Here is an 8,961-nt window from a genome sequence, read left to right as displayed (position 1 = left end):
AGTCGGTCCCCCTCTTTTTATCCCAGCCCAGAGTCTCACATGTGTTTGTCCGGGTTCAGGCACTTTTTCCAACCCCCGCCGGCGGCCCCTCCCCCTTAGCCCGGCAAAGCCATTAGTATAGGGGCAAATGCGGGTAGCCCTCTTCATCACCTGCCTGGCCGACCAGTTCTATGCGGAGGCGGGGGTGGCCACGGTACGCCTTCTGAGGGCCTTAGGGGTGGAGGTGGACTTCCCCAAAGGGCAGACCTGTTGCGGCCAGCCCGCCTTCAACGCCGGCCACTGGAACGAAGCCCGGTCCCTGGCCCAGCGGACCATACGCATCCTCGAGGATGCCGAGTACGTGGTCCTGCCCTCGGGAAGCTGCGCCAGCATGGTGAGAAACCACTACCCCGAGCTCCTCCCCGGGGACGGGGAGGCCCTTAGGCTTTCGGAAAAGACCTACGAGCTATCCCAGTTCCTGGTGCGGGTACTGGGCGTGACCGAGCTGGGAAAGGGGCTTGAGGGGAAAAAAATAGCCTACCACCATGGCTGCCACGCCCTAAGGGAGCTTGGGGTCAAGGAGGAGCCCCTTCTCCTTCTTAAAAACGGCGGGGCGGAGATCCTCCCCTGGGAGGCAGCGGAGGAGTGCTGCGGCTTCGGGGGGCTCTTCTCGGTGAAGCTCCCCGAGGTCTCCCTGGCCATGGCCGACCGCAAGCTTTCCACCTTGCCCCAGGCGGATGCCCTCACCTCCACGGACGCCGGGTGCCTCCTCCACCTTTCTGGGCGCATGGGCAAGCGGGGGGAGAACATGCGGGTGGTTCCCCTGGCCACCCTTCTATGGGAGGCGTATGGGGGTTAAGGCCAAGCTCTACCCCAAGGAAGCCGCCAGGCTCCTAAGGGAAAAACCCGGGGTGCGGGAAGCGGTCACCGGGGCCACCCTTCACTTTGAACAAGGCCGCAAGAAGGCCTACGGGGAGATCGACGCCGAGGCCTGGCGGGAGAGGGCCAAGAGGGTCAAGGACCACCTCCTCTCCCACCTGGACCATTACCTGGAGCTAGCAGAGAAAAGGTTGCGGGAAAAGGGCGTACAGGTGCACTGGGCGGAGGGCCCCGAGGAGGCCCACCGCATCCTGAGGGAGGTCGTGGCCCGCCACGGGGTAAAGCGGGCGGTGAAGGCCAAGAGCATGCTCACGGAGGAGCTTGGGGTGAACCCTCTTCTGGAGTCCCTGGGAGTGGAGGTGTACGAAACCGACCTCGGGGAGTACCTGATCCAGCTCCTGGGAGAACCCCCAAGCCACATCGTGGGCCCGGCCATCCACCTGGCCCTCTCCGAGATCCAAAGGCTTTTCCACGGGCGCTTCGGTACCCCCCTGGACGCCTCCCCCGAGGCCCTGGCCGCCGTGGCCAGGAAGGTCTTGCGGGAAGCCTTCCTCACCGCCGAACTGGGCATCAGCGGGGCCAACTTCCTGGTGGCGGAGACGGGTACCCTGGCCCTCATGGAAAACGAGGGGAACATCCGCCTTTCCACCAGCCTCCCCAGGGTACACGTGGCCTTCGTGGGGATCGAAAAGCTCCTTCCCCGCCTCGCTGACCTGGCCCTCTTCCTCCCCCTCACCGCCCGGGCGGCCACGGGGCAACGGCTTTCCACCTACGTTTCCCTCATCCAGGGCCCCTCGAGGGAGGAAGAGGAAGGCCCTAAGGAGGTGCACGTGGTCTTGGTGGACCACGGCCGCACCACCCTCCTCCACGACCCCGAGGCCTGGGAGGTCTTGCGGTGCCTCCGGTGCGGGGCCTGCCTCAACGCCTGTCCCGTCTACCGCCAGACCGGGGGGCATCCCTACGGCTACGTCTACTCGGGGCCCATAGGGGCGGTTCTGGACCCCGGGCTCCTGGGCCTCGAGGACACCTACCCCCTTCCCTACGCTTCCACCCTCTGCGGAGCCTGCTACGAGGCCTGCCCGGTGAAGATCCCCATCCCCAAGCTCCTCCTCACCTGGCGAAACCGGGCGGTGGAACGGGGCCTCGCCCCCACCTGGGAAAAAGGCGCCATCAAGGCCTTTTCCCAGGTGATGCAAAGCCCAAGCCTCTACCGGCTCTTCTCCAAGGCCCTAAGGGGCCTCCCCCTGCCCCAGGACCTCCTCCCCCTCTTGAAGGCCTGGACGGAGGGCCGCGGCCCCCTGAAGCCCAGCCCTAAGCCCTTCCACGAGCTTTGGCAGGAACTCGAGGAGTAAGGCCATGGACACCAGATCCCGCATCCTAAGCCGCATACGGCAGGCCCTTAGGGAAAGGCCCAGGGCCCTTCTACCCGAGCACCCCCACCCGGCCCTTTCCCAAGACCCCCTGGAGCTTTTCCTAAAGCGCCTGGCGGAAAACGGGGCCGAGGGCCACCTCCTGGACGAGGAAGGGGTGAGGAGGCTTCTTGCGAACCTGGCCCAAGGGCTTGCCGGGGCCGCCTACGGCAAGGGGGTTCCCGCCGCCTTCCGCCTCCTGCCGGAGCTTCCTCCCGAGGAAGCCCCCCTAGGGGTCTCCCGGGCCCTCTTCGCCGTGGCGGAAACGGGTACCGTGGCCCTTTCCTCGGAGGACGGCAGGAAGGCGCAGCTCCTGCCCCCCGTTCACCTGGTCCTGGTGGGGGAAGAGAAGGTGTATCCCAGCCTCCTCGAGGCCTTCCTGGACCTGAAATCCCTTCCCAGCGCCCTAGGCCTTCACTCCGGCCCCTCCAAAAGCGCGGATATCGGCCAGGTGATGGTCAAAGGGGTACACGGCCCCGGCCGGCTGGTGGTGGCGGTGCTTCAGGGCACCTGGTAGGCGGGGGGTGGGGAAAGCCTCCTCAGGTTCAGGCGGATCTTCCCCTCTTCCCGCACGAAGATGGGCCACCACACGAAGCTGGCCCGGCCGGCGATGGACTCCAGGGGCACTGGGCCAAAGGTGCGGGAATCCTCCGAGCCTCCCAGGGTGCGGTTATCCCCCATGACGAAATAGTACCTCTCCTTTAGGCGGATCTTCCCCACCTCGCAGGCCTCGGTGAGGCGGCTTCGGGCCAGAACCTCCGGCGAAGGCGGCAGGAGCATCTCCTTAAGGGGCCTTAGGTAAGCGGGGAGAAGCTCCACGGGAAAATCCCCTTGCTGGGTGAGGATCCGGGTCATGCGCCCGTCCTTATAGCACACCCCCGGAAAGGAATCGGGCCAGGGGGCGATGCGATCGGTGATGTGCCGCTCGTCCAGGGGCTTGCCGTTGACATAGACCACCCCCCGCTCCACATAGACCTCGTCCCCGGGCACCGCCACGATGCGCTTGATGAAGAAGGCCCGGAAGCTAAAGCCCAGGAGGGGAAAGCGGGCGGTGGCGTTGGGCGTGCCCTCCGGAGGCTTAAGGATGGCCACCTCCCCCCTGCGCCACTCCATAAGGCCAAAGCGCACCAACCAGGTCTCCCACTTGGGCACCAGGACCCGCTCCCCGTTCTGCAAGGTGGGGAACATGCTCTGCCCCACCACCCCCACGGTGGTGAAGACAAAGGTGGTGACCAAAAACGCCACCAGAAGGGCTTCCCCCACCTGGCGGAACCACTCCTTGGAAAGATAGTCCCAAAACGCCTTCATATCCCTCCCACTCTACCCGCTAAAGCCTGCCTTGCTGCCTTCCGCCCTGCTTCCACGATCTCCTCCAGACGACGGAATTCCTCTATGCCCACCCCAGCCAGATGGGGCCTCACGTACACCTCTGGAGCGTACAGGGTGAGGCGCACCGAGGTGAGGTGGAACTGCATGAGGTCCACCGCCCGCCGGGCCAGGGCCAAAAGCCCCTTGGGAGCCTCTCCCCCTTCCCGTTCCGGGGTCACGTCCACGGCATAGACCTCCGTGGCCCCCAAAAGACGAGCAGCGTCCACCGGCAGGTTGTCCAAGACCCCCCCATCAAAGAGGAGCTGCCCCTCCCGCTCCACCGGGGCGAGGAGCCCAGGATAGGCGGCCGAGGCCAAAACGGCGCTGGGCAGGTCCCCCTGGGTTAGGAAAAGCAACCGCCCCGAAACCACATCCACCGCCGTGACCGCCAGGGGTCTTTTGAGCTCCTCAAAGCGCTCCGGTAGGTGCTCCGCCAGGAAATCCTTGAGCTTCCTCCGGGAGAAAATCCCCTCCCTGGGGGAGAAGCCCAGAAGACCCAGCCAGGGGGTTTTGTGGGCGATGGTCAACATCTCCGCCGGGGTCTTGCCCGCGGCGAAAAGCGCCCCCACGATGGCCCCCATGCTGGTCCCCGCCACCACCTGGAAGTCCAAACCCGCTTCCAGGAAGACCTCGAGGGCCCCGATGTGGGCAAGCCCCCTGGCCCCCCCGCCGGAAAGCGCCAAACCGCGCACGCCAAAAATCCTAACGGCTTCCGGGTGAAAGAGGTGAGGGCTGGATATAGTGAAGGCGGTGAGCCTGGCGGGGAAGGTCCTTCTGAACCGATACCGGGTGGTGCGCCCCTTGGGCCAAGGGGCCTTGGCCACCGTCTACCTGGCCTTTGACCGCTTCGGCGCCCCCTACGCCCTCAAGGTTTTCCCCAAGGGGGCCGAGACCAGGCGCAACCGGGAGTTCTGGGTAGGCAAGCAGCTTTCCCACCCCAACCTGAACCCGGTTCTGGAAAGCCTGGACCTGGAGGAGGGCCCCGCCCTTCTCCTGGCCTACGCCCCCGGGGAGGAGATGGGGCGCTGGATGGGGCGCCACCCCAAGCGCCCCAGGGCCTTACACGTCTTCCGCCAGCTCCTCATGGCCTTGGCCCACATGCACGGCAAGGGCCTGGTGCACCGGGACGTGAAGCCGGAGAACATCATCGTGGCGGGAACGGACGAGGCCAAGCTGGTGGACTTTGACCTTTCGGGACCAGCCCTCGAGGCCTTCAAAAAACCCTTAAGGGTGGGCACTCTTGCCTACCTGGCCCCCGAGCAGATCCTGGGGCAAAGCCCGGGCCCCGAAGCGGACGTGTATGCGGCAGGCATCATCCTGTACTGGATTCTCTCGGGGGAACACCCCTTCGTGGGCGGGCCGGAGGAGGTTCTTCTCGGCCACCTGCAAGGGGCCGTGCCCCCCATACCTAGCCTGGGCCTCGAGGAGCAAGGCTATGTAGAACGCCTCCTGGCCAAATCCCCCAAGGAGCGGTTTCCCTCGGCAAGGGAGGCCTTGGAGGCCTTCCCCTTTTAAATGGCCCCTTGCCTTATCCTCTCCACCCTCCTGGGCTCCGCCCTCTTTGCGGGCCTGGGAGAGGTGGCGGTGGGAAGGCTTTGGGCGGAAGGGGGCCACCGGGCCCTGGTGGTGGCGCAAAGCGGCGCCCATGTCTTGACGAGAGAGGAGAACTCCGCCCTATACGGCCTCGCCCGTACCCCAGATGGCTACTTGGCCGTGGGCCATGTGGGAAAAGCCCTCCTCCAGGTGGGGCTGGACCAAAAGGGAGAGGCCCTTTGGGCCAGGGTGGGGGGCCAGGGCATCCTCTGGGGCACGGATGGCCGCTTCGCTTGGGGGGGATATCCGGGCCCCGAGGGATGGGAGGCCTTGGCCCTGGACCTGGCTGGGGAAAGGGCTTGGCGCCTGCCCCTGCCCGGCCAGGGGTACGCCTACGGGGGCCTATACTGCCAGGGCGTCCTCTTCCTGGTGGGCCGGGTGGAGGGAGCGGGGGGGTTTGACGGCTTTCTCTTGGGCCTTCCCCTGACCCACCCTAGCCCGCCATGGGCCTATGGTTACCGTACCGCCTGGCCGGAAAACGACTACCTCCGCTTCCTGGGGGAGAGGGGCGCGGTGGGAAGGCTGGAGGTGCAGGGGGATTCCGAGGGCCTCCTCCTAGACTGGCTGGGCCTTAGGCAAGGGAAGGCCCAACTGCTCCGCCGTCCCGGCTTTGACTACCTCAGGGCCTGGCGTGGGGCCTTCCTGGTGGGGGAGGCGGAGGTTGCAGGGGTCTTGGAGGGCCTCTGGGTTGGCCCCCAGGGGCCCCGGTACGGAGGGGGTCCCATGGCCTCCCTCCGCGCCCTAGACCCCCCCTTTGCCTACGGGTACTCCTACCGCTCCCTTTTCCAGGGGGAAGGCATGCTCTTGAACCTAGGGGAGTACAGGGGGAAACCCTTGGCCTACCGCCTCGAGGAGTTACAGCTCCCCTGGCTCCCCCTCAGGAGCAGGCCCCGCGCCCTCTCCCTAACCTGGGGGCCCGTGGGCTGGAATCCCAAACCCGCCCTAAGGCCAAAGGCCTGCCCCCCTGGCCCCGATCCCAGGCGGGAATGAGCGTTTCCTTCCCCATCCCCAGCCCTCATCGGGCATAGGCCCCGTTGGCCAGGAAGGTGAGGATGCCCGCAAGAAGCCCCTGGGCCACCTTCTCCCGGTAGGCGGGGTCGGCGAGGCGCCGCCCCTCCACCACATGGTCCCCGAAGCCGATCTCCACCAACACCGCCGGCACCTTGGCGTAGCGAAGCACGAAGAAATCCCCGGGGAAGGTTCCCCGGTAGGGGCTTCCCGTAGCCTGGGACAGCTTCCTCCCTAGGGTTTCCGCCAGGCGCTGGCTATAGCGCTGGTTGGCCTGGGCCACGATGTCAAAGAGAATCCTCTCCGCCACGGTGCGGGCCTCCTGGGTCAGGCGCTGCCCCAGCTCCCCCCCGCCATTTTCCCGGATCACCTGGGCCAAAACCCTGGCGTCCTGGGCCTGGCCGAAGTAGAAGACCTCCACCCCTTGGGCCGTGCGGGTGGGGGTGGCGTTGACATGGATGGAGACAAAGAGGTTCACCTGCGAGCTATCCGCCATGGCCGCCCTGCGGGAGAGGTCCTCCCGCTTATCGGGGGAAAGGTGCATGTCCCGGTCCCGGGTAAGGCGCACCTCGATGCCCTCCTTCTCCATGAGGCGCTTCAGGCGCAAGGCCACGTCCAGGACCACCTCCTTTTCCACCACGTACCCCACCATCCCCGGGTCCACCCCCCCGTGGCCGGGGTCCAGGAGGACCACGGGCTTGGGCGGCTTGGGCGGCCGGTTACGGGGCGGGTCTTGGGCTGGCTTGGCCGGGGTGGAGGCCTCCTTTTTCAGGCTCAGGTCCACCACCAACCGCTCCGGGTCGGAATAGCGGCGCACCGTGGCCTCCACCCTTCCCTTTAGGCGCACCACCACCCGCACCTGCCCCGCCTCGAGGAGGGTCTGCACCGAGGCCACCTCGGAAGAGTTCACCACCTGGTCCAAGGGAGCGGCCGTTACCCCCTTCAGGACCAAAACCAGAAGGCCGTTCTCTTGGGAAAGGGTGTGCTGCACCTCCTTAGAGGGAAGGTCAAAGACCAGGCGGGTGAAGCCCTCGTGCACCCCAATGCGGGGAAAGGCCCAAGCCAGGCTCCATAAAAAGACGCCAACCAGGAGGAGTACCCGCATCCACGCCCATTCTAGCGGCAAAGGTTAAAGCCTGATAAAATCCGGCTCATGACCAAGAGGGTCGTGATCCACCAGCTGGTAGGCCACCGCTTCCTGGGAGTGAACGAGCAGGGAGACAAGGTGATGATCGACGGGGACCAACCCTCCACCGGCCCCCGCCCCATGGAGCTCCTCCTCATGGCCTTGGGAGCCTGCACCGCTTACGACGTGGTGGACATCATGAGGAAGAAGAAGCAACCCCTGGCCCGCTACCGGGTGGAGGTGGAGGGCATCCGGGCGGAAACCCATCCTAAGCGCTACACCCACATCACCATCACCCACATCGCCTCGGGGCCAGGGGTAACGCTGGAAGCCCTCGAGCGCGCCGCCCACCTCTCCCACACCAAGTACTGCTCCGTTTCCGCCAACCTCAACGCCGAGATCACCGTCAAGGTGGTGCTGGAGCCCTGGGAGGAAGGCCAAGAGGCCCAAGGCTAAGCCCCATGCTCCTGGCCATAGACATCGGCAACACCTCCACGGTCCTGGGGGTCTTTTCCGGGGAGCACCTCATCGCCCACTTCCGCATCCACACCGACCGGATGCGCATGGAAAGCGAGTACCGGGTCATCCTGAGAAACCTCTTCGCCCTCGAGGACCTCCCCCCTCCCAAAGCCGCCCTCCTTTCCAGCGTGGTGCCTCCGGTGGAGCGGGAGATGAAGGAGGCCATCGGCAAACTCTTCGGCATTCAGGCCCAGGTGGTGGACGCCGAGGCCACGGGGTTGGAGGTGTGCATAGACAACCCGAGGGAAGCCGGCACGGACCGCCTGGTGAACGCCGTGGGCGCTTTGGGCTACCCTAGTCCCACAGGCCGCTACGTCGTGGTGGACTTCGGCACCGCCACCACCTTCGACCTGGTGGAGGCTCCTAACCGCTACCTGGGCGGGGCCATCACCATCGGCCCCCAGACCGCCGCCGACGCCTTGGCGGCCCGGACCGCCAAGCTTCCCCGCATAGACCTGGTCCCCCCTGCCCGGGTGGTGGGCAGGAACACCCTGGACGCCCTGCGCTCGGGCCTGGTCCTGGGCTATGCCGCCTTGGTGGAGGGCATGGTGCGCCGCTTCAAGGAAGAGGCTGGGGAAGCCCTGGTGATCGCCACCGGGGGCTTTGCCGAGACCCTGCGGGATCTCTGCCCCTCCTTTGACGTGGTGGACGAGGACCTAACCCTCAAAGGTCTTCTTCGCATTCACAAGGGGCGAGGGTGAACCAGTACACCCACCGGCCCTCCTCGAGCAGAAGGGCGTAGCGGTGCCCTTCCACCCGGTACCACCCCAGGTCCCGCCAAAGGCCCGGCCGCTCCCGGAGGAAAACCCTTAAGGGAGTTCCCTCCCGCTCGGCTAAGAGAAGCCGGAGGTTCCCTCCCATCGGCTCCTGGTTTCCCCGCTTGCCCTCCCCCTGGTAGAGGATGCGGCCGTCGGGCAAGAGAACATTCCGATACCCCGACTCCCCCCGATCCACCAAGAGGCTACGCCTCCCAATGCCCTTGCGGGTCCTGTGGTAGGCGAAGACCTCGCTCCAGCTTAAGCTGAACCCGGACAAACACATGTGAGACTCTGGGCTGGGATAAAAAGAGGGGGACCGACT

Annotated in this window: 11 protein-coding genes; 7 read left to right on the top strand and 4 right to left on the bottom strand. The window is 66.0% G+C overall.

The window, feature by feature from the left end:
• Nucleotides 1-127: 127 nt before the first annotated feature.
• From L0C59_RS10830 to L0C59_RS10820, 3 genes are read left to right on the top strand one after another with little or no spacing between them, the layout of a single operon-like run.
• Nucleotides 128-838: a (Fe-S)-binding protein gene (locus L0C59_RS10830; protein ID WP_243091344.1), complete on the top strand. Its 711-nt coding sequence runs from the start codon at nt 128-130 to the stop codon at nt 836-838.
• Nucleotides 828-2,210, top strand: a complete 1,383-nt coding sequence (locus L0C59_RS10825; protein ID WP_243091343.1) for a LutB/LldF family L-lactate oxidation iron-sulfur protein — start codon at nt 828-830, stop codon at nt 2,208-2,210. Before L0C59_RS10830 ends, L0C59_RS10825 begins: the two co-directional genes overlap by 11 nt.
• Nucleotides 2,211-2,214: 4 nt before the next feature.
• Nucleotides 2,215-2,784, top strand: coding sequence for a LutC/YkgG family protein (locus L0C59_RS10820; RefSeq protein ID WP_243091342.1), 570 nt, complete (start codon nt 2,215-2,217; stop codon nt 2,782-2,784).
• On the opposite strand, the gene lepB is transcribed toward L0C59_RS10820, so the two are convergent.
• The gene (gene lepB, locus L0C59_RS10815) at nt 2,769-3,575 is read right to left on the bottom strand and encodes a signal peptidase I (protein ID WP_243091341.1); all 807 of its coding nucleotides are present in this window, start codon (nt 3,573-3,575) and stop codon (nt 2,769-2,771) included. The two genes, L0C59_RS10820 and lepB, sit on opposite strands and share 16 nt — an antisense overlap.
• Nucleotides 3,572-4,327: a patatin-like phospholipase family protein gene (locus L0C59_RS10810; RefSeq protein ID WP_243091340.1), complete on the bottom strand. Its 756-nt coding sequence runs from the start codon at nt 4,325-4,327 to the stop codon at nt 3,572-3,574. Before L0C59_RS10810 ends, lepB begins: the two co-directional genes overlap by 4 nt.
• Before the next feature lie 49 nt (nt 4,328-4,376).
• Between L0C59_RS10810 and L0C59_RS10805 the strand changes: the two genes are divergently transcribed.
• Both L0C59_RS10805 and L0C59_RS10800 read left to right on the top strand, forming a co-directional pair.
• Nucleotides 4,377-5,150, top strand: coding sequence for a serine/threonine-protein kinase (locus L0C59_RS10805; protein ID WP_243091339.1), 774 nt, complete (start codon nt 4,377-4,379; stop codon nt 5,148-5,150).
• Nucleotides 5,151-6,218, top strand: coding sequence for a hypothetical protein (locus tag L0C59_RS10800; RefSeq protein ID WP_243091338.1), 1,068 nt, complete (start codon nt 5,151-5,153; stop codon nt 6,216-6,218).
• A 25-nt stretch (nt 6,219-6,243) separates the two neighbouring features.
• Here L0C59_RS10800 and L0C59_RS10795 read toward each other — a convergent pair whose 3' ends face one another.
• Nucleotides 6,244-7,341, bottom strand: coding sequence for an N-acetylmuramoyl-L-alanine amidase (locus L0C59_RS10795; RefSeq protein WP_243091337.1), 1,098 nt, complete (start codon nt 7,339-7,341; stop codon nt 6,244-6,246).
• Between the two features lie 48 nt (nt 7,342-7,389).
• On the opposite strand from L0C59_RS10795, the gene L0C59_RS10790 reads away from it, so the two are divergent.
• Nucleotides 7,390-7,818 (top strand): OsmC family protein, encoded by a 429-nt coding sequence (locus L0C59_RS10790; protein WP_243091336.1) that lies wholly within the window; start codon nt 7,390-7,392, stop codon nt 7,816-7,818.
• Between the two features lie 5 nt (nt 7,819-7,823).
• Complete coding sequence (locus L0C59_RS10785) at nt 7,824-8,582, top strand: type III pantothenate kinase (RefSeq protein WP_243091335.1); 759 nt, start codon at nt 7,824-7,826, stop codon at nt 8,580-8,582.
• Here the strand turns inward: L0C59_RS10785 and L0C59_RS10780 are convergent.
• Entirely contained in the window at nt 8,545-8,916 is a 372-nt protein-coding gene (locus L0C59_RS10780; protein WP_243091334.1) for an SRA domain-containing endonuclease, read from the bottom strand. The genes L0C59_RS10785 and L0C59_RS10780 overlap by 38 nt on opposite strands.
• Between the last annotated feature and the right edge of the window lie 45 nt (nt 8,917-8,961).

This window comes from Thermus neutrinimicus (genome assembly GCF_022760955.1).
GTDB classification, from domain to species: Bacteria; Deinococcota; Deinococci; order Deinococcales; family Thermaceae; genus Thermus; species Thermus neutrinimicus.
The sequence above is the reverse complement of the archived record's forward strand: the minus strand, read 5'-3'. Positions and strand labels throughout refer to the sequence as shown.